Source organism: Photorhabdus sp. RM322S (assembly GCF_042879395.1).
GTDB lineage: Bacteria > Pseudomonadota > Gammaproteobacteria > Enterobacterales > Enterobacteriaceae > Photorhabdus > Photorhabdus khanii.
In genome coordinates this window covers 97,220-116,036 of sequence record NZ_JBHFKW010000009.1, presented here as the reverse complement: position 1 = coordinate 116,036, position 18,817 = coordinate 97,220, and the positions used below count along the sequence as shown (strand labels likewise).

The following is an 18,817-nucleotide window of genomic DNA, read 5'->3' as shown; positions in this document are numbered from 1 at the left end:
GGATATTTCCTAAGTGTGATTGATGATAAAGCCCTCGCTTTGTTTTAGGGCGGGGCTTTGTGCAATGGATTTTTACGCCTATTCTAGAGAGGTCACCTATATTCCATTACAGAACAATTAATTCCTTTTTGTCATTTCATAACCTTACCACCGACTCATATATTCATTCGAAACAGTTTCATTACTTATAAATATTTCACTGGATACAAAGGGCAATTGTGGATTACTTACCGATATTTGTTGAGTTAAAAGGGCGGCTTGTATTACTTGTCGGTGGTGGAGAGGTGGCCGCACGTAAGGCGACTCTACTACTACGGGCAGGTGCGTTATTACAGATTGTAACGCCTGAATTATGCTCTGAATTACAACAGCGTTATCAAGCTGGTGAACTGGAATGGTATAAGAGAGAATTCCAGCCTGAATATCTTGATGGCATTTTTCTGGTGATTGCGGCGACTGATGATCACATTCTAAATCATCGGGTTTTTACCGAGGCGGATAAGCGCGGTGTTTTGGTCAATGTCGTTGATGATCAATCTCATTGCTCATTTATTTTTCCATCAATTATCGATCGCTCTCCTGTTTTAGTGGCGATTTCATCGGCAGGAAAAGCGCCGGTATTGGCGCGTTTAATACGGGAAAAGCTGGAGGCGTTACTGCCTTCCAGTCTTGGCACAATGGCAAAAATTGCCGGGAATTGGCGTGAGCGAGTGAAGCAGCGATTAATTTCCATGCGCCAGCGTCGTTCTTTTTGGGAACAGGCTTTTAATGGCCGTTTCGCTATGTTGGTTGCAAATGGTCAGATCCGACAGGCGGAAGAGCAGCTTGAACAACAACTGGAACAGCCTGATTCACCGGGAGAATTGGCTCTGGTCGGTGCAGGTCCAGGCGATCCGGGATTACTGACATTGCGAGGATTACAGGTTATTCAGCAGGCTGATGTGGTGCTTTATGATCATCTGGTCAGCAGCGAAGTGCTGGATCTGGTTCGCCGGGATGCAGATAAAATTTGCGTTGGCAAAAGAGCCGGTAATCACTCGGTTTCTCAGGAAGAAACTAACCAATTGATAATGAAATTTGCCAGACAAGGGAAAAAAGTGGTTCGCCTTAAAGGCGGTGATCCCTTTATCTTTGGCCGTGGTGGTGAAGAGTTGCAGGTTGCAGCATCAGCAGGTATTCCTTTTCAAGTCGTACCGGGAATTACCGCCGCTATTGGAGCGACTGCTTACGCGGGAATTCCGCTGACTCACCGGGAGCATTCGCAGAGTATCACTTTTATTACAGGTCATTGCCGGGAAAATGGTAATGAGCTGGATTGGCAGGCTTTGGCCAAAGGCAATCAGACTCTGGCGATTTATATGGGGACGGTGAAATCCGCCTTGATAAGTCATCAATTAATTTTACATGGGCGGGCAGAAGATACACCCGTAGCTGTTATCGGTTGTGGTACTCGTCCAGAGCAGCAAGTGTTAACAGGCACTTTGCTTGAATTGGAACAGTTAGCACAGCAAGCGCCGTCACCGGCATTATTGGTAGTGGGAGAGGTAGCTCAACTCCACCATCAGATAGCCTGGTTTGGGCAACAACCTATTGCCAAGATAAGCCGTCCGGCAGTAGTCGATTTTGCATAAGGAGTGGTAATGGACGAGAAAAGATTGACACACTTGCAGCAACTTGAAGCTGAAAGTATCCATATTATACGGGAAGTGGCCGCAGAGTTTGAAAACCCAGTGATGCTTTACTCTATTGGTAAAGATTCTTCGGTCATGCTTCATCTTGCACGCAAGGCGTTCTATCCGGGAACCTTACCATTTCCTTTGCTGCACGTGGATACGGGCTGGAAATTCCGCGAAATGTACGAGTTTCGTGATCGTACCGCCAAGAATTACGGTTTTGAACTATTGGTGTATCGCAACCCGCAAGGGGAAGCGATAGGAATAAACCCATTTTTGCATGGTAGTGCCAAACATACTGACATCATGAAAACGGAAGGGTTAAAACAGGCACTGGATAAATATGGTTTTGATGCGGCTTTTGGTGGTGCCCGGCGTGATGAAGAAAAATCACGTGCCAAAGAGCGTATTTATTCATTCCGTGATCGCTCACATCGCTGGGATCCTAAAAACCAGCGTCCTGAATTGTGGCGCAATTACAACGGTCAGATTAACAAAGGTGAAAGCATTCGCGTATTCCCACTTTCCAACTGGACTGAACTGGATGTTTGGCAATACATCTATCTGGAACAAATTGATATCGTTCCTCTCTATTTTGCCAAACCGCGTCCGGTAATAGAGCGTGATGGCACGTTGATTATGGTTGATGACGACCGGATCAATTTGAAACCCGGCGAAGTTATCAGTCAGCGCAAAGTTCGTTTCCGTACTCTTGGTTGCTGGCCGCTGACGGGAGCCGTGAAATCTGATGCTGAAACATTGCCGGAAATTATTGAAGAGATGCTGATATCCACGACAAGTGAGCGGCAAGGGCGGCTGATTGACAGTGATCAGTCTGCTTCTATGGAACTGAAAAAACGTCAGGGTTATTTCTAAGGAGAACAACCATGTCCGCACTTGCACAAAATGAAGCTATTGCTGATCAAATTAAACAACAGGGGGGTGTAGAAGCCTATCTGCGTGCTCAACAGGATAAGGGATTATTGCGTTTCCTGACTTGTGGCAGCGTGGATGATGGCAAAAGTACCCTGATTGGCCGTCTGTTACATGATACCCGTCAGATCTACGAAGATCAGCTTTCAACATTGCAGAATGACAGTAAACGAATCGGTACTCAGGGTGAAAAATTGGATTTGGCTTTGCTGGTGGATGGTCTCGCCGCAGAGCGCGAACAGGGCATCACCATTGATGTCGCTTATCGTTACTTTTCCACCGAAAAACGCAAATTTATTATTGCCGACACGCCGGGACATGAACAATACACGCGTAATATGGCGACAGGCGCATCGACCTGTGATCTCTCGATTCTGTTGATTGATGCCCGTAAAGGTGTTCAGGAGCAGACCCGTCGTCACAGTTTTATCAGTACCTTGCTGGGGATCCGCCACTTGGTGGTTGCGGTGAATAAAATGGATCTGATGGAATACAGGCAGGAGGTTTTTGACCTGATCAAACAAGATTATTTGAACTTTGCCGCGCAGTTGCCGACAGATTTGAAAATTTATTTTGTTCCGATCTCTGCACTTGATGGCGATAACATTGTCACCAGAAGTACCAATATGGTCTGGTATGAAGGGCCAGCGTTGTTGGATATTCTTGAAACCGCAGATGTAAAGAAAGAGGCTTCGAAGCAGTTACTGCGCTTCCCGGTACAGTATGTCAGTCGGCCTGATCTCGATTTTCGTGGTTACAGCGGTACACTTTCATCTGGGATTTTACGCAAAGGGCAGAAGATTAAAGTCATGCCATCTGGTGTCACCTCGCAAGTAGAGCGGATCGTGACTTTTGATGGTGATTTGGATTTTGCTGTCCCTGGTGAAGCAATTACCGTGGTGCTGAAAGATGAAATTGATATCAGCCGGGGCGATCTCCTGATTTCTGCTGATGATGAGATGACGGTTACCCGGCATGCGTTGGTGGATGTTGTGTGGATGTCTGAACAGCCTTTGGTGCAGGGACAAAATCTTGATATCAAAGTGGCGGGTAAAAAGAGCCGTGGGAAAGTTGAGAATATCCAGTATCAGGTGGATATTACGAACCTGACACAACGGGTGGCTGTTGATTTACCATTGAATGCCATCGGATCAGTGGAGTTTTCTTTTGAAGAGCCATTAATGCTTGATAGTTATCAGCAAAATAGTGACACTGGCGGCATTATCTTTATTGATCGGCTGACTAATGTCACGGTTGGCGCTGGTTTGGTGCGTGAAATTCAGACAGATGTTTATGAAGGGCCAAAAGAATTCAGCGAATTTGAACTGGAGTTGAACCGGTTAATTCGCCACCATTTCCCCCATTGGGGGGCCAGAGATTTACTGGGAGGTAAATAAATTGGCAGAAGGAATTGAAAATTTGGCGTCAGAAAATGTTGTCTGGCATAGATATCAACTGACCAGAGAGCGACGGGAAGCCGAAAATGAGCATCCCGCATTGGTTATTTGGTTCACGGGTTTATCTGGTTCAGGTAAATCCACGGTGGCTGGGGCTTTAGAGCAAGCCCTGTTTCAACGGGGAATAAAAACGTATCTGCTTGATGGTGATAACTTGCGTCATGGCCTTTGCAGTGATTTGGGTTTCTCAGAACAGGACAGACAGGAGAATATCCGCCGTGTGGGTGAAGTTGCCAATCTGATGGTGGATGCGGGGTTAGTCGTATTGACCGCTTTTATTTCTCCTCATAAAGCAGAGAGGCAAAAGGTTCGTGAATTGCTGGAATCAGGGCAATTTATTGAAGTTTTTGTCGATACACCATTGGAAATTTGCGAATCCCGTGATCCTAAGGGATTGTACAAAAAAGCCCGTGCGGGTGAAATCCGTCATTTTACAGGGATTGATTCAGCCTATGAGATTCCCGATAACCCGGAAATTTATCTTTCAGGCCAACAACCTATTGAAGTATCAGTGGAGCAGTTGCTGGCGGAGTTGAAAAAGAACGGCATTATACGTTCAGGGGTTAATGGCGTATAACATCAACATAAGCACATTATTGAATCTTCGGTGATGTGCTTATGTCATAACTTTACTCTCAACTATTTTTCCCCCATCCTGTTTTGTGATAGTAGCGTCGCTCTTTGAGTTATGGGATGATTGACGGATATTTCAGGGGGCGGAAATGGGTAAGCTGACGCTACTATTAGTGGTTTTACTCGGATGGTTACAGTATTCACTGTGGCTTGGTAAAAATGGTATTCATGATTATGTACGGGTTAAGAATGATGTTGCTATGGAAGAGAGCAAAAACAGCAAACTTAAAGTGCGTAACGATCAGTTATCGGCGGAAATTGACGATCTTACTGGCGGACAGGAAGCCATTGAAGAGCGATCCCGTAATGAATTGGGTATGATCAAACCAGGTGAAACTTTCTATCGTTTAGTCACTGATAAATCTAAAGAAAATAATTCACGTCCCTCGACTCCAAATAATACTCAATAATTAAAATGAACGATCTATTATTGCATTCCTGTGCTGATATTATTGCTTTGGTACCCGCAGCGGGCATTGGTAGCCGAATGAATTCGGATTGCCCAAAGCAATATCTGTCTATTGCCGGAAAAACTGTTGTTGAACATACTCTGGCTGCATTACTTGATCATCCCCGCATTCAACGCGTTGTGGTTGTTTTAAATCCGGCTGATACACTGTTTCAATCTCTTGAGGTTGCATCAAATCCGCGCATTACGACGGTAATCGGTGGGAAGCAGCGGGCAGATTCTGTATTGGCTGGTTTAAATTATCTGGCTAATTTGGCCGGGAATGATAATCGCTGGGTTTTAGTGCATGATGCGGCCCGTCCTTGTTTACACCGTGACGATCTTGAACGTTTGCTACAATTGGCAGAAGCGGATGAACAGGGAAATAGGGCATGTGGTGGTATTCTGGCATCTCCGGTCAGCGATACGATGAAACGTGGACGTGTTGGTCAGGTTATTGACCATACGGTAGAGCGCCAAGATCTCTGGCATGCGCTAACACCGCAGTTTTTTCCACTGGTGTTACTGAGGGATAGCTTATCAAAAGCACTGTCACAACACGCTAATATCACTGACGAAGCTTCTGCACTGGAATATTGTGGCTATCAACCGGTATTGGTTAACGGGCGTTCTGACAATATAAAAGTTACGCGCCCCGAGGATTTGGTATTGGCAGAATTTTATCTGTCCAGAAAATGAAGGAACAGACATCATGAGAGTCGGACACGGTTTCGATGTGCATAAATTTGGTGGTGAAGGGCCGATTATTATCGGTGGTGTCCGTATCCCTTATGAACAAGGGCTATTGGCGCATTCTGATGGTGATGTTGCTCTCCATGCAGCGACTGACGCCTTGTTAGGGGCGGCGGCATTGGGTGATATCGGGAAATTGTTCCCGGATACTGATCCGACATTTAAAGGTGTGGATAGCCGTAAGTTATTGCGTGAAGCTTATCGTCGTATCAGAGAAAAGGGTTATCGGATCGGTAATTTGGATATTACGATTATTGCTCAGGCACCAAAAATGCTGCCCCATGTCCCACAAATGAGAGTCAATCTGGCGGAAGATCTGCAATGCCACATTGATGATATCAATGTTAAAGCCACAACGACCGAAAAATTGGGATTTGTTGGACGTAAAGAAGGTATTGCTTGCGAAGCGGTGGCTTTGCTGGTTAAGGAATAATTGATGGCATTAGCTGAATTAAATTGGTTGTATGGGCAACCGGAAGCGACGGGGATATTAAAAGCTTCACCGGATGATTTTATCGTCCGCGAAGATTTAGGTTTTTCTCCTGATGGGGAAGGTGAGCACTTGATGGTGCATGTCCGTAAAACGGGTTGTAATACCCAATTTGTTGCAGATAATCTCGCCCGTTTCGCGGGAATACCGCCTAGATCGGTCAGTTATGCAGGTTTGAAAGACCGTAACGCAGTAACAGAACAATGGTTTTGCTTACACTTACCGGGTAAACAGGATCCTGATTTTTCATCGTTTCAGCTTGAAGGATGTGAGGTTCTGGCGACAGATCGTCAGAAACGTAAACTGCGTATTGGAGCACTGAAAGGAAATTCATTTACTCTGATCTTGCGGGAAATCAATCATCACCAGTTTGTTGAAAACAGATTACAACTGATTCAACAAGGTGGGGTTGCTAACTATTTTGGTGAACAGCGTTTTGGGCGGGATGGACAGAATCTGGTTCAGGCGCAACGCTGGGCGGATAATGAGATCCGGGTAAAAGAGAGAAATAAACGCAGCTTTTATCTTTCAGCCAGTCGCAGTGCTATGTTTAATGCGGTGGCGAGTGCGCGGATTGCTCTTGGACAGCAGCAGCAGGTCATTAATGGTGACGCCTTACAATTAACGGGGCGTGGTAGTTGGTTTGTTGCTGACGAAGCCGAGTTGCCTTTATTGCAGCAGCGGGTCACCGATGGAGAGTTACAGATAACCGCGCCACTGCCTGGCAGTGGTGAATTGGGAACACTGCATCAATCTGCGGATTTTGAACGGCAATATTTACAGCCTTATGAATCATTGTGGGAACTTATCAAACGGGAAAGAGTGGATTGCACCCGTAGGGCTATTCTGGTTCGGCCTCAGGATCTGTGTTGGGAATGGCTGGATAATAGCACGGTAAAGATCAGTTTCTGGTTGCCTGCCGGCAGTTTTGCTACCAGTGTGGTCAGGGAAATCATCAATCAGGATCAAAATAATGTTACGAATATTGCTGAGTAATGATGACGGTGTAACTGCACCAGGTATTCAGGTTTTAGCGACAGCATTGCGGGAAAGCTATCATGTACAGATTGTTGCGCCTGATCGTAACCGGAGCGGTGCATCTAATGCACTGACACTTGATCGTTCATTAAGAATTCATACGCTGGCGAATGGGGATATCTCGGTGCTGGATGGCACGCCAACAGATTGTGTTTATCTCGGTGTTAATCGCTTAGTCCTTCCGCGTCCGGAAATTGTTGTTTCTGGTATTAACCGTGGACCCAACCTTGGGGATGATGTGATTTATTCAGGTACTGTTGCTGCCGCGATGGAAGGCCGCCACCTGGGTTTGCCGGCATTGGCCATTTCACTTGATGGCCAATCGCATTATGAAACGGCGGCAGAAATCACATGCCGTTTGCTGCAAATGTTACAAACAACACCTTTGAGAGCGGGTAATATTCTGAATGTGAATGTGCCTGATCTGCCTCTTGAGCAAATTAAAGGTTTTCGGGTGACGCGTTGTGGTAGCCGTCATGCAGCGGAGGAGGTCTACTCTATGCAAGATCCGAAAGGAAACATGCTTTACTGGCTGGGGCCGCCGGGAGATAAACATGATGCGGGGCCTGAAACAGATTTTGCGGCTGTAGAACAGGGATATGTCTCTATTACGCCATTGCAGGTCGATCTAACTGCGTATAAAGCGCAGGGGTTAGTCAGAGACTGGTTAGCTAAAGCTGAGGTTGATGGAGCATGCTAAGTCGGGCAATGAAAAATTTGCTGACACAATTACGCCAGCAGGGAATAGAAGATGAACGTTTACTTGCAGCCATTTCCGCCGTGCCCAGAGAGCGTTTTGTCGATGAAGCATTGGCACATAAAGCGTATGAAAATACGGCTTTGCCTATTGGTTATGGGCAAACGATTTCTCAGCCTTATATTGTCGCCCGTATGACAGAACTGCTTCAGTTAACACCTGATGCTAAAGTATTGGAAATTGGTACAGGCTCTGGTTATCAGACGGCGATATTAGCGCATTTGGTCAAACATGTTTTTTCGGTAGAACGGATAAAAGGTTTGCAGTGGCAGGCTAAACGCAGATTGAAACAGCTTGATTTACATAATGTCTCAACCCGTCATGGGGATGGTTGGCAAGGCTGGCCATCGCGTGGGTTATTTGATGCTATTATCGTGACCGCGGCTCCTCCATATATCCCACAAGAACTGATGCTCCAGCTTGCTGATGGTGGTGTTATGGTTTTGCCCGTTGGTGAACATACACAAATTCTTAAATCTGTGAAACGTCATGGCAATGGTTTTCATAGTGAAGTGATCGAAGCTGTACGTTTTGTGCCTCTTGTGCAAGGGGAACTGGCTTAAATTCGTAGTCTATTGCAACTATTTTTCAATTAATGGTTATATGCGCTTTAATAAGCGAAATTATTTTCGTTTGGAAATTTTTGTGGTTATGTATAACCTTTAAGAGTTATTGATTTTTACGCTTATTATTTGCCGTTATGGGGGAAGAAAGTATGAATTCGGGAAGCCCAATGAAGAAAATACAGCGGATTGTAATTTGTTCATTGATGGGAATCTGGTTAGTCGGTTGTACAAATCCGCCAACTCGCCCAGCGCCTATCACCAGTATTAATCAGGAACAAAACAGGGGTATCAGTCGTCCGGTAATCTCTTCAGACAGCTCTGCTATATCTACACCAATGCCATCTTCGCCTTCATCAATGAGTGCTAGCGGTAGCAATTCACAAGGGGGAATTATTTATAACCGTGATTATGAAAGTATTCCTAAAGGTAGCTATAACGGCAACACTTATACCGTAAGGCACGGTGATACTCTGTTTTATATTGCTTGGATCACGGGGAGTGATTTTCGTGATCTTGCGAGCAAAAATAATATTTCAGAACCTTATAGCCTGACGGTGGGACAGACTTTGAGGACCGGCAGCGGCGGGATATTAACCACTTATAGCCATAATCAAATTCAAACAACGCTGGTTGATTCTCAATCAACTAATGCGTATCCTGCAAATTCCGGAAAACAGAAAAGTGTAAAAATGTTGCCACAAGCAACTACGTCAACCGTAAACAATACGTATGTAAAATCACCGACGACAACCGCAAGCAGTGGAAACAGTGCTGTCAGCAGTTGGATGTGGCCAGCTGAAGGCAAAGTGATTGAAAATTTCTCTGATACCCAAGGGGGTAACAAAGGGGTTGATATTGCTGGTAGCAGTGGTCAGTCAGTATTCGCAACAGCAGGTGGTCGAGTTGTCTACGCCGGAAGCGCCTTACGTGGATATGGAAATCTGATAATTATAAAACATAACGATGACTACCTGAGTGCCTATGCTCATAACGATACAATGCTGGTTCGTGAGCAACAGGACATTAAGGCGGGGCAAAAAATTGCCACTATGGGTAGCACGGGTACCAGCTCTGTAAGATTACACTTTGAAATTCGTTACAAGGGAAAATCCGTAAACCCGCTGCGTTATCTTCCGCAGCGATAAACTGGGCAGAATGCTGAATTCTGCCTGCATTATCATGGGTAGGGGCAGCTTATGAGCCAAAATACGCTGAAAGTTAACGAGTTGTATGATGATGCGGATTTAGATGAAAGTGGTATAGTTGACGACTTCGATGAGAAATTATTGAAGAATGATGAGGATGACCTAACTGATCTTGAGAGTGATTTAGATGTATTGCAGGGTATGAACCAGCGGGTTCTTGATGCGACACAGCTTTATCTCGGCGAGATTGGTTTTTCTCCGTTGTTGACCGCGGAAGAAGAGGTTTTTTTCGCCAGGCGGGCATTACGTGGTGATGTTTTGGCCCGCCAGAGAATGATCGAGAGTAACCTGCGATTGGTTGTCAAAATTTCCCGTCGTTACAGTAACAGGGGATTAGCGCTTCTTGATTTGATTGAAGAAGGCAATCTTGGTCTTATCCGTGCTGTTGAAAAATTTGACCCGGAGCGCGGGTTCAGGTTTTCTACCTATGCAACATGGTGGATTCGGCAAACTATTGAACGGGCGATTATGAATCAAACCCGCACAATCCGGTTGCCAATCCATATTGTTAAGGAGCTCAACGTCTATTTGCGTACAGCAAGGGAACTGGCTCATAAATTAGATCATGAACCTAGCCCGGAAGAGATAGCAGAACAGCTGGATAAATCGGTTGATGATGTAAGCCGTATGTTGCGGTTAAATGAACGTATTATTTCGGTTGATACACCCATTAGCAGCGATTCCGATAAAGCATTATTGGACGTTTTATCTGATGAGAATGAAACAGGGCCGGAGGGAACAACGCAGGAAGATGATATGAAAAAGAGTATCGTCAAATGGCTGTTTGAGTTGAATTCGAAGCAACGTGAAGTATTAGCGCGTCGTTTTGGTCTTTTAGGATATGAAGCCGAAACGCTGGAAGATGTGGGCAAAGAGATCGGGTTGACGAGGGAAAGGGTACGTCAGATCCAGGTCGAAGGCTTGAGGCGTCTGAAAGATATTATGCAAACTCAAGGTTTGAATATTGAAGCGTTGTTTCGTACTTAGTTGTTGAATAGTTTGGCTACTTGGGTTCTGAAGAACTATTGTCCGTATTTTTGCATTGTTGATGCTTGGTATTATCAGGTTCTTCAGTACCCTGTAGAATGACTCTAATTGTCTGGGATGATGATAGTAAATTTCAATCAAAGATTTTTGATATTTAAATTACAGTGGTCGACTAATTTAGGACGCTTCATTATCCTCTTCCAATAATTTTCCTTTTCAAGGGGACAAGTGCATTACTGTCATCAGATAGCTCTACCCTTATTTTCGTTTGAATATAATTGATCTCAATACACCACATTATATCCGGCCTATTGAGATTAAATTTGTCTTACCTTTTATTGTCAGCGCAATTCCATACCAAATCACAGATGGTTTTAAAGTCTCACTTTGACGTATAAAAATGTTGCGTATGGCGCGGCAATTGCGTATGATAATTGTACCGAGCATCACCGTTTAGCAGACGGATATGATTAAGAATTTTAAACATAAAGGGTTGAAAAAGTTTTTCAAAACAGGTTCTACAGCCGGTGTTAATGCCATGCAAGCTCCAAAGATTGCTACCCGTCTTGAGGTGTTGAATAGAGCTGTAAAAATTGAAGATGTAGATATCCCTGGCTTTTTCTTACATCCACTTACAGGGAACCGAAATGGCGTATGGTCTATTACTGTGACAGGGAATTGGCGAATTACCTTTGAGTTGTATGATGGTGATGTCTACATTGTGAACTATGAGGATTACCACTAATGGCTATGATGTATAACCCCCCGCATCCCGGAATATTGGTTAAAGAGGCTATGGAAGCTTTGAATTTGAGCGCCAGAGGCTTGGCTAAGGCACTGGGTGTAGCACCATCAACTGTGCAACGCTTGGTTATTGGTAAGTCTGATGTTTCGCCAGAAATGGCACTGAAATTATCTGCTGTTATTGGCAGTTCACCTCAAGTTTGGATGGGAATGCAGGTGGATTACGATTTATGGCAGGCAAAACAGCATATTGATGTATCTCACCTTCATCGATTGCAAATAGCTTGATTAATAATTTTAATGCCCCTAATTTTGAATCACCTCATGCTTCGTCATTGGTTTAAAGGTGAGTATAAGCTCACCTTTTTTAATCAATGTTATATTCAAGTTACAGGGATACCACTGTGGAATTTAAAATCGCTATCTAGATTTTGAATCAATTACGTTCTTACACCATATCTTTTAACCGATAAATCCATTCTAATGCTTGACGGGGAGTCAGGGAGTCTGGATTGAGATTTTCCAATGCTTCAACCGCCGGTGAGGTTTCTTCTGTTAACAACGCAAGTTGCGGTGTATCCACATGACTTGCAGTTGCATTATTGGACAGGGATTCCAGCTCTTTAAGTTTCTGGCGCGCCCGTTTAATCACTTCACGGGGAACGCCAGCGAGGGAAGCAACGGCCAGCCCATAACTCTTACTGGCTGCACCCTCTTGTACACTGTGCATAAAGGCGATGGTATCCCCATGTTCTACCGCATCCAGATGAATATTAACTACACCTTCGAGTTTTTCCGGCAACGTGGTCAGCTCAAAATAGTGAGTTGCAAACAGAGTCATTGCTTTAATGCGGTTTGCCAGATTTTCTGCACATGCCCATGCCAGAGAAAGACCATCGTAAGTTGATGTTCCTCTGCCAATTTCATCCATCAACACCAGGCTTTGTTCGGTCGCATTGTGCAGGATATTGGCAGTTTCCGTCATTTCCACCATAAAGGTTGAACGGCCAGATGCCAGATCATCGGAAGCGCCCACACGGGTAAATATGCGATCAACAGGGCCGATTACCGCTTTTTCAGCAGGCACAAAGCTGCCGATATAAGCCAGAAGTGTAATAAGTGCGGCCTGACGCATATAGGTACTTTTACCGCCCATATTTGGACCGGTAATAATCAGCAGACGTCGCTGCGAGGATAAAGAGAGCGGGTTGGAGATAAATGGCTCACGCAGAACTTGCTCAACAACCGGATGACGACCACCGGTGATTTGAATTCCCGGTTTATCACTCAATGTTGGGCAAACATAATTCAGGGTTTCAGCCCGTTCTGCCAGATTTGCCAGTACGTCAAGTTCAGCCAGTGCTTCGGCACTGGTTTGTAATGCGGCTAAGTGAGGCAGTAATAGATCGAATAATTCTTCATACAGGGCTTTCTCTATTGCTAGGGATTTGCCTTTCGAAGTCAGAACCTTATCTTCATATTCTTTTAACTCAGGGATGATATAACGTTCAGCATTTTTCAGTGTCTGGCGGCGGACATAATGAATGGGCACCAGATGGCTCTGCCCACGACTGACTTGAATATAGTAGCCATGAACACCATTAAAGCCGACTTTCAGAGTATCAATACCCAGTTTTTCTCGTTCGCGGATTTCTAGCTGTTCCAGATAGTTACTGGCACCATCAGCCAGTGTGCGCCACTCATCCAGTTCACTGTTATAACCCGGTGCGATTACGCCACCATCCCGAATCAATACCGGTGGTGTTTCTACAATCGCTTTTTCAAGCAATTCCTGTAACTCAGCAAAATTACCAATATTTCGCTGTAATTGTTTGATATATGGCGAATCGGATGAATCCATAATCTGATGGATATCTGGTAGTTGCTGGAATGCATGGCGCATTCTTGCCAGGTCCCGTGGCCGGGCAGAGCGTAGAGCCAAGCGGGCCAATACACGTTCCAGATCACCGACTTGCAGTAAAAATGGCTGCAACTCCAACCCAATTTCCTGCAAGGTAGCAATGGCCTGCTGACGGTTTTCCAGTATCTGGCGATCCCTGACGGGAGCATGCAACCAGCGCTTCAACATTCGGCTACCCATTGGGGTAACACACAGATCAAGAACAGAAGCGAGGGTATTATCAGTACCGCCAGACAGGTTTTGTGTCAGCTCCAGATTACGGCGGGTTGCCGCATCCATAATAACCGTATCTTGCTGACGTTCCACCGTGATGCCACGGATGTGAGGCAACGCTGTGCGCTGAGTATCTTTGACGTATTGCAACAGGCAGCCCGCGGCGCGCAGAGCGAGTGTTGCTTTTTCCACACCAAAACCGACCAGATCACGGGTACCAAATTGCAGATTAAGTTGCTGCTTTGCTGTATCCAGTTCAAATTCCCATAAAGGGCGGCGGCGCAGGCCATGATAATTTTCAATCAAAGCCATATGCTCAAAACTTTCAGGATAGAGCAATTCAACAGGACGGCTACGTTGCAATTCGGCTGACATCGTTTCCTGTTCTGCCGTTTCGGATATTTGGAAACGGCCGGATGTTAAATCCAGCGTGGCATAGCCAAATCCCTGATTATCGTGCCAGATGGCTGCGAGCAGGTTGTCTTGCCGTTCCTGTAATAAAGCTTCATCTGTCACGGTACCGGGGGTAACGATGCGAACGACTTTACGCTCAACCGGGCCTTTGCTGGTGGCAGGATCGCCAACTTGCTCACAGATAGCGACTGACTCACCTAATTGAACCAGTTTAGCTAAATAGTTTTCTACTGCATGATGTGGCACGCCTGCCATTGGAATAGGGTTACCAGCCGATTGGCCTCGCTTGGTCAGCGAAATATCCAGCAATTTTGCGGCTTTTTTAGCATCGTCATAAAAGAGTTCATAGAAATCCCCCATTCTATAAAACAGCAGGATATCGGGATGCTGTGCTTTAAGACGGAGATATTGCTGCATCATGGGCGTGTGGGTATCAAAAGTTTCTGTGTTAATCATGCAGTTGTCTTACGTTAAATTTGTGAATTAATTCTTTTGTTATGGTATCGCACCAAGCTTTAAACTTACACAAGTAAAATCTGGAAGTAATGCGCAAATTTAGTTGTAATTTTGGTCTGGTTAAATTGTAAAAATTTACAGAGAGCATAAAAAACCTTGGGGCACTCATGCAGCAATAGTCTTTGCCAAATAGTGAGCTGTTTCTTCGCTTAATTTGATCCCCGGATACCAGTGCTCAAATCGCGTTTTTAAATCATGATTGAGTACTGCTGTTCGTGTCTGGAGTAGATAATGTGCACCTTGTTGACTCCATTGCATTTGCTGTTTTTTCACCATGCGCTTGGCAATCACTTCATTGATCGTTGATTCAACAAATAAAGAGGAAATGGGTTCACCATACCGGTACATTTCACCGTAATTCGGGATCATCATTTTGTCAATTTCAAAACCGGATGCAAACAATGCCTCTTTCTGGCGTTCAATATGCTGATCAACCGAGCTAACCCGGATGTAGGCATAGTGCATATTCCCCTCAAAAGTCTCTAAACATAATAAAGAATTATAGAATAATCTATAAAGTTCACTTTTTCGATGTTTATAGAGAGCTATTGGCTTATTTTTAATACGAACTGAAAAGGTATACCTTTATGGATATCAATCGCACCTATCCGCTATAGCCATACCACAACAGGCTCCATTTCAGGCGAGAATTATCGATAATAGTTTCAATACGGATATCGTGAAAGGTGGTCGTCATGCCATCCTTGAGCAACCTGAATGATATAGTAAAAAGCTGCTAATCCGCTCACTATACCATCAGATGAACGGGGTGCCCCAAGGTAATGAGATGGTTCCCCTCACTCTAACGGCAGTATATTAGCAGAGTGATTATCTTTGATAAGAGGCTACCATCATGAACACTATCGCACTGATTGGCATCGATCTCGGCAAGCATTCTTTTCATGTCCATTGTCAGGAGCAATCGGGAAAAGCTCTGCTACGTAAAAAATTCACCCGAACTAAATTGATGGAATTCTTAGCCGATTGCTCTCCGGCAACGGTTGTGATGGAAGCCTGTGCTGGCGCGCATTTCATGGCAAGGCGGATCGCTGATTTGGGGCATGAGGCTAAGCTGATTTCACCGCAGTTTGTCCGTCCTTTTGTCAAAAGTAACAAGAATGATTTTATTGACGCGGAAGCCATCTGTGAAGCCGCCTCACGACCTTCAATGCGTTTTGTTCAGCCCAGAACGGAAGCCCAACAAGCCATGCGAGCGTTGCATCGTGTCCGGGAATCACTGGTCCGGGATAAAGTCAAAACCACCAATCAGATGCAAGCTTTCCTGCTTGAGTTTGGCATCAGTATGCCCAAGGGGATTGCCGTGATAAAACGACTCTCCACTGTTTTGGCCGAACATCCTCTTCCACCTTATTTGGTGCAAATATTACTACGGTTACAGGCGCATTATCACTATCTGGTTGGGCAAATCACCGAGATTGAGACCGCACTGTCACAGGAAATCATTCAGGATGATACCGGACAACGGCTGATGACGCTCCCCGGTATTGGTCCCATCACGGCGAGTGTGCTTTCCTCACAACTGGGTGATGGAAAACAATATTCTCGCAGCCGGGATTTTGCGGCCTCGACGGGTTTGGTTCCCCGCCAGTACAGCACCGGGGGAAGGACGACCTTATTGGGTATCAGTAAACGGGGTAATAAGACGCTCCGGCAACTGTTGGTACTCTGCGCCCGGTCATTCATGCAACAGATTGAGCACCGGCAGGGAAAACTGGCTGACTGGGTTAAGCAGCAGCTTGAACGAAAGCACTCTAATATCGTGGCCTGTGCATTGGCTAATAAACTCGCCCGGATAGCGTGGGCCATTACGACACAACACACGGTATTTGTCGCCTAAAGCTGGCGTCATTGTGAACCTATTTAAATGTTACCCCACTGGTTTTGCGAAGACTGATTATTGATGACATGAACGGCCTACCGGCCTGATGAGAAACCTAACATAAAAAATGGCTCTTTCAAGCCGACAAGGTTTTAAGGTTCATCAGGCGCGGAACTCATCGAGGCGCAGGCTCCTTGCCTACAGTGACGCCGGATAGATTTAAGCAAGCCTAAAATTCATCAAAAATTAGTGTTGCAAAAACGAGGGGAACCATAGATTTTTTATGCTCTTATGGAGCTCCGCAAAACCATTTTAATGGTCTGCATTTTTATAAAACGCTTTTCCAAATCGCTAACCATGAACGAATTCGCAATGAAAATGGTGCGTAAGTATTGAACTTCATAAATTTCTATTATACTGTACTCATATCCAGCACTGAGGTGTTGGATATGTTCGTCGAGCTCGTTTCCGGTAATTTTTAGATGCAGGCTGTTTACTGTTAAACCTGCTAAATAGCTGCGAGGAATAGTGCTCCATTTTTCCCTTGAAGTCCAAAAGATCGGACTGGTAATGGCGTTGTTTTGATATCAAATCACGCTCAAAAACGCTCATTTTCTTGCCCTGTGTTTTCAGCACTAAGAAAGGCGGCCTAGCGTTGCACTTTGAAGTTGAATTCACAAGCCTATATATTGAAATATGGCAAGTAAAAGCAGTTTTTGGTGTTTATCTTTAGGTTACCATGATGAAAATAAATTCATTTCCTGATACAAAAAAGATGCGCAATAAATCAATCAAGTCAATAGCATGTTGTTTGTTATTATTCAATTTTAATCCCGCTGCATATGCAGTGGAAAAATTTATCTTTATTATTGGTTCAGATCCGCAGCCGTGGCGTCTAAATGATCATCAGGAAGGTTATAATGGCGACCCCAATTCATCTAAAAATGAAGCTTTATGGAAAAGCAGAACAGAGCCAACATATCAAAGCATGCGATATCTTGATGCAAAATTTGTTATTGTTAATGGTGATATGACGGAATATGGGCGTGATAATACTTGGCGTGATACGGAAGCGGCCTATTCTAAAGCGGGTATTCCAATACTATATGGCCTTGGAAATCATGATTACAATAACAACGTTCATGACTGTTCGGATGGAATAAATACATACTTTGATAATTGCGCAGGAAATTCCGTTGTTAATAAGCTATGGATGAAATTCGGCTATAGAGTTCCATTAAGCAACTATGGAGGAGTTGCGGGATTGAACATAGTCCGTAGTGACTATAAACTCACACCACCTAAAGGTTCTGGTAAGTATCAGTTAGATGGTAGTTTAGCGTACTCTTTCGAATATGGAGGTGTCCATTTCATACAATTAAATATGTGTCCAACTTATACGGTTGATCTCAGTATTGCAGATTACAATATACACATTTCTGACTCCCTAAAATGGCTAACTGATGACATCAATAATGCTCATAAATTTGGATACAAAGTAATTCTCAACTATCATACTGCATGGGATTATCAAAGCAAGGGTAAAAACGACAGCTACGTAAAATGCCCGCAGACAGAAGAACTCTCAAAATTGTTAGGGATGGGGGATTTCATTTTTACGGGCCATACACACGTCACAAATATTAACCCTGGTAATATTTATGGTGTGCGAAATTTCACTTCGGGAGCCCTATTTAACGGAGAGTATTTCCTTGTTTCAGTCGATAATTCCGGTATAACGGTAACCGCATATAACGGGCTTACTGGCAAACCTGAACGTGTTCAGCAGACGGATTGGTTTGGTAACAACAGTGACATGCCACCGAGAGTGGAACCATGGACTAAAAAACCATAATGAACAACCCCGCTGCAAGCTGCGGGGTATCAAAACCACAATCAATTACATGGTATGTCGCCCCAATGGGGGCGATGCGACCCTCAGAGATTCAAATAGCAAATGCAACACTTAGCCTATCCGGCCACATAATATCCGGCGCATCCTCTAGGTTGATGCGACTCAGCCGCACGCTGTAGCGTTCCCAGGCCTCGAGTTGGGCTTTTCCTCGTCGGTGGCCATGTCGTATCGGATGGCTCGTTTCAGCCGCTCAATGACCTCGTCGGCCTCATTTTCGAGTTGTTTCAGCTTCGCCTTCGCCGCTTCCACCTCTGCCGCGCGTTGCGCGTCTTTGTCCGTTACCCACTGCGTGCCGTCCCAGTGGGGGTTCTGTG

At 44.9% G+C, this 18,817-nt stretch carries 17 protein-coding genes and 2 pseudogenes; 16 read left to right on the top strand and 3 right to left on the bottom strand.

Annotation, left to right across the window (positions count from 1 at the left end; translation table 11 throughout):
* The first annotated feature begins 218 nt into the window (after positions 1-218).
* The 14 genes from cysG to ACGF63_RS07865 all read left to right on the top strand — a co-directional run bounded on the left by cysG (position 219) and on the right by ACGF63_RS07865 (position 11,972).
* Positions 219-1,631 (top strand): siroheme synthase CysG, encoded by a 1,413-nt coding sequence (gene cysG / locus ACGF63_RS07930; RefSeq protein WP_387629946.1) that lies wholly within the window; start codon positions 219-221, stop codon positions 1,629-1,631.
* A 9-nt stretch (positions 1,632-1,640) separates the two neighbouring features.
* Positions 1,641-2,549: a sulfate adenylyltransferase subunit CysD gene (gene cysD / locus ACGF63_RS07925; RefSeq protein ID WP_152963183.1), complete on the top strand. Its 909-nt coding sequence runs from the start codon at positions 1,641-1,643 to the stop codon at positions 2,547-2,549.
* Positions 2,550-2,560: 11 nt separating this feature from the next.
* Positions 2,561-4,003: a sulfate adenylyltransferase subunit CysN gene (cysN, locus tag ACGF63_RS07920; RefSeq protein WP_387629942.1), complete on the top strand. Its 1,443-nt coding sequence runs from the start codon at positions 2,561-2,563 to the stop codon at positions 4,001-4,003.
* A gap of 1 nt (position 4,004) precedes the next feature.
* On the top strand, positions 4,005-4,640 hold the full coding sequence (cysC, locus tag ACGF63_RS07915) for an adenylyl-sulfate kinase (protein ID WP_207627028.1): 636 nt from the start codon (positions 4,005-4,007) through the stop codon (positions 4,638-4,640).
* A 145-nt stretch (positions 4,641-4,785) separates the two neighbouring features.
* The gene (gene ftsB / locus ACGF63_RS07910) at positions 4,786-5,106 is read left to right on the top strand and encodes a cell division protein FtsB (protein ID WP_036849631.1); all 321 of its coding nucleotides are present in this window, start codon (positions 4,786-4,788) and stop codon (positions 5,104-5,106) included.
* Between the two features lie 5 nt (positions 5,107-5,111).
* Positions 5,112-5,843 carry a 2-C-methyl-D-erythritol 4-phosphate cytidylyltransferase gene (ispD, locus tag ACGF63_RS07905; protein ID WP_387629938.1) on the top strand — a complete coding sequence of 244 codons (732 nt, stop codon included), beginning with the start codon at positions 5,112-5,114 and terminating at the stop codon, positions 5,841-5,843.
* A gap of 13 nt (positions 5,844-5,856) precedes the next feature.
* On the top strand, positions 5,857-6,330 hold the full coding sequence (gene ispF / locus ACGF63_RS07900; protein WP_152963180.1) for a 2-C-methyl-D-erythritol 2,4-cyclodiphosphate synthase: 474 nt from the start codon (positions 5,857-5,859) through the stop codon (positions 6,328-6,330).
* A gap of 3 nt (positions 6,331-6,333) precedes the next feature.
* Positions 6,334-7,383, top strand: a complete 1,050-nt coding sequence (gene truD, locus ACGF63_RS07895) for a tRNA pseudouridine(13) synthase TruD (RefSeq protein ID WP_387629935.1) — start codon at positions 6,334-6,336, stop codon at positions 7,381-7,383.
* Positions 7,361-8,125, top strand: coding sequence for a 5'/3'-nucleotidase SurE (surE, locus tag ACGF63_RS07890; RefSeq protein ID WP_036849634.1), 765 nt, complete (start codon positions 7,361-7,363; stop codon positions 8,123-8,125). The genes truD and surE overlap by 23 nt, the downstream gene beginning before the upstream one ends.
* Positions 8,119-8,745 carry a protein-L-isoaspartate(D-aspartate) O-methyltransferase gene (locus tag ACGF63_RS07885; protein WP_021323170.1) on the top strand — a complete coding sequence of 209 codons (627 nt, stop codon included), beginning with the start codon at positions 8,119-8,121 and terminating at the stop codon, positions 8,743-8,745. The genes surE and ACGF63_RS07885 overlap by 7 nt, the downstream gene beginning before the upstream one ends.
* Positions 8,746-8,897: 152 nt before the next feature.
* A complete protein-coding gene (gene nlpD / locus ACGF63_RS07880) occupies positions 8,898-9,893 on the top strand; it encodes a murein hydrolase activator NlpD (protein ID WP_132355938.1) in 996 nt (331 codons plus the stop codon).
* 51 nt (positions 9,894-9,944) lie between these two features.
* Positions 9,945-10,940 carry an RNA polymerase sigma factor RpoS gene (gene rpoS, locus ACGF63_RS07875; RefSeq protein WP_132355939.1) on the top strand — a complete coding sequence of 332 codons (996 nt, stop codon included), beginning with the start codon at positions 9,945-9,947 and terminating at the stop codon, positions 10,938-10,940.
* Between the two features lie 466 nt (positions 10,941-11,406).
* Entirely contained in the window at positions 11,407-11,685 is a 279-nt protein-coding gene (locus ACGF63_RS07870; RefSeq protein WP_152963178.1) for a type II toxin-antitoxin system RelE/ParE family toxin, read from the top strand.
* Complete coding sequence (locus tag ACGF63_RS07865; RefSeq protein ID WP_152963177.1) at positions 11,685-11,972, top strand: HigA family addiction module antitoxin; 288 nt, start codon at positions 11,685-11,687, stop codon at positions 11,970-11,972. The genes ACGF63_RS07870 and ACGF63_RS07865 overlap by 1 nt, the downstream gene beginning before the upstream one ends.
* Before the next feature lie 160 nt (positions 11,973-12,132).
* Here ACGF63_RS07865 and mutS read toward each other — a convergent pair whose 3' ends face one another.
* Complete coding sequence (gene mutS, locus ACGF63_RS07860; RefSeq protein ID WP_152963176.1) at positions 12,133-14,688, bottom strand: DNA mismatch repair protein MutS; 2,556 nt, start codon at positions 14,686-14,688, stop codon at positions 12,133-12,135.
* A 165-nt stretch (positions 14,689-14,853) separates the two neighbouring features.
* A pseudogene (locus ACGF63_RS07855) lies at positions 14,854-15,126 on the bottom strand (ISKra4 family transposase); the annotation flags it as partial.
* Between the two features lie 475 nt (positions 15,127-15,601).
* Between ACGF63_RS07855 and ACGF63_RS07850 the strand changes: the two are divergent.
* Together ACGF63_RS07850 and ACGF63_RS07845 are read left to right on the top strand one after the other, a co-directional pair.
* Positions 15,602-16,606, top strand: coding sequence for an IS110-like element ISPlu13 family transposase (locus ACGF63_RS07850; RefSeq protein WP_387629927.1), 1,005 nt, complete (start codon positions 15,602-15,604; stop codon positions 16,604-16,606).
* 721 nt (positions 16,607-17,327) lie between these two features.
* On the top strand, positions 17,328-18,443 hold the full coding sequence (locus ACGF63_RS07845) for a metallophosphoesterase family protein (protein WP_387629924.1): 1,116 nt from the start codon (positions 17,328-17,330) through the stop codon (positions 18,441-18,443).
* A gap of 91 nt (positions 18,444-18,534) precedes the next feature.
* Here ACGF63_RS07845 and ACGF63_RS07840 read toward each other — a convergent pair.
* Positions 18,535-18,752 (bottom strand): annotated as a pseudogene (locus ACGF63_RS07840) (tail fiber assembly protein).
* Positions 18,753-18,817 lie beyond the last annotated feature (65 nt).

Excerpts from the sequence above, each read along its gene's own strand:
- cysD (WP_152963183.1), top strand. The coding sequence starts at position 1,641 with ATGGACGAGAAAAGATTGACACACTTGCAGCAACTTGAAGCTGAAAGT.
- cysN (WP_387629942.1), top strand. The coding sequence starts at position 2,561 with ATGTCCGCACTTGCACAAAATGAAGCTATTGCTGATCAAATTAAACAA.
- ftsB (WP_036849631.1), top strand. The coding sequence starts at position 4,786 with ATGGGTAAGCTGACGCTACTATTAGTGGTTTTACTCGGATGGTTACAG.
- ispD (WP_387629938.1), top strand. The coding sequence starts at position 5,112 with ATGAACGATCTATTATTGCATTCCTGTGCTGATATTATTGCTTTGGTA.
- ispF (WP_152963180.1), top strand. The coding sequence starts at position 5,857 with ATGAGAGTCGGACACGGTTTCGATGTGCATAAATTTGGTGGTGAAGGG.
- truD (WP_387629935.1), top strand. The coding sequence starts at position 6,334 with ATGGCATTAGCTGAATTAAATTGGTTGTATGGGCAACCGGAAGCGACG.
- surE (WP_036849634.1), top strand. The coding sequence starts at position 7,361 with ATGTTACGAATATTGCTGAGTAATGATGACGGTGTAACTGCACCAGGT.
- ACGF63_RS07885 (WP_021323170.1), top strand. The coding sequence starts at position 8,119 with ATGCTAAGTCGGGCAATGAAAAATTTGCTGACACAATTACGCCAGCAG.
- nlpD (WP_132355938.1), top strand. The coding sequence starts at position 8,898 with ATGAATTCGGGAAGCCCAATGAAGAAAATACAGCGGATTGTAATTTGT.
- rpoS (WP_132355939.1), top strand. The coding sequence starts at position 9,945 with ATGAGCCAAAATACGCTGAAAGTTAACGAGTTGTATGATGATGCGGAT.
- ACGF63_RS07870 (WP_152963178.1), top strand. The coding sequence starts at position 11,407 with ATGATTAAGAATTTTAAACATAAAGGGTTGAAAAAGTTTTTCAAAACA.
- ACGF63_RS07865 (WP_152963177.1), top strand. The coding sequence starts at position 11,685 with ATGGCTATGATGTATAACCCCCCGCATCCCGGAATATTGGTTAAAGAG.
- mutS (WP_152963176.1), bottom strand. The coding sequence starts at position 14,688 with ATGATTAACACAGAAACTTTTGATACCCACACGCCCATGATGCAGCAA.
- ACGF63_RS07850 (WP_387629927.1), top strand. The coding sequence starts at position 15,602 with ATGAACACTATCGCACTGATTGGCATCGATCTCGGCAAGCATTCTTTT.
- ACGF63_RS07845 (WP_387629924.1), top strand. The coding sequence starts at position 17,328 with ATGATGAAAATAAATTCATTTCCTGATACAAAAAAGATGCGCAATAAA.